Genomic DNA, 945 nt, shown 5'->3' with positions numbered 1-945 from the left:
CTATACGTGCGCATTCGACCCTCCCAGTCGCGCTCGTCACTGATTTGGCGACGTGTCCCCACGCATTGCGATACCGCGCACCGCTGCCTTCTTGGCAACGAGTGCCTCCAGGTCGGCATCTGATCGGTCGGTTCGCGTCTTTTCCCTAATCAACGCAATCAGCCGAGGCACCGATCGATCTTCAGGGCCGCACTCGCTCAACAACGCATCCACTACGTCAGGGACTTGATCAGGTTTCAGGGTTAGCCGCATTTCCCGACACTCCTTGGGAAGGCTGAGGTTGGTATCACCGAAACTTCGCAGCGGTTTGGCGGTTCCGGTACCAATTCAGCATGTGCAATGAAAAAAGCCCGCTGCTCTGAGGGGAGAACAGCGGGCTAGGGTCTGGAGTGTGCTGGGATCAACCAGCATTGGTTAACGGTCCGCGGAGAGGTTGGTTGCAGTGATGAGAAGCCCTCGCCGCCGCCATCTTAGCGACCGTCGCGAAGCTCCATGTTGCGACGACGTTGAAGCCGCCAGCGCCGAGCATCAAGGCATGACGCTCAATCTAAATCGTCGGCGACCGGCGTCAATTCGAGGTCGGCGGGCGATATGCCTGTTTGCAGCTGGGCCAGCCGTAAACCATCGACCCAATAGGCCTGGCCATCCACCAGCACCCGTGCGCGATAAGCGCCTTCGTTAAAGCTCTGCGCAGTGATGTAGACCTTGTGGCGGTCGAGCGCTTTGCGTACTGCGGCACGCTTTCCATTCTGGCTGGTCACAGGATTGGTCATTATTTGCTACGCGGAACTCTACACTGCACCATGGCCCGCGCCAGATCTCCGGACGCGGGACTCCCAAGGCAATCAGCAGCCATGAACACGGCGGCCGGGATTCAATTAGCTGAACCTGTAATGGTTCCAGAAAAGCGGTCAAAGGCCCTATCTCGCACGGCAAGCCTTACGC

Annotated in this window: 1 protein-coding gene; it reads right to left on the bottom strand. The window is 58.5% G+C overall.

Annotated features, from left to right (window positions below):
- Positions 1 to 542: 542 nt before the first annotated feature.
- A complete protein-coding gene (locus AC1DX0_RS36420) occupies positions 543 to 773 on the bottom strand; it encodes a hypothetical protein (protein WP_477223823.1) in 231 nt (76 codons plus the stop codon).
- Positions 774 to 945 lie beyond the last annotated feature (172 nt).

The organism is Mesorhizobium sp. P3_A9, assembly GCF_056402975.1.
The sequence above is the reverse complement of the archived record's forward strand: the minus strand, read 5'-3'. Positions and strand labels throughout refer to the sequence as shown.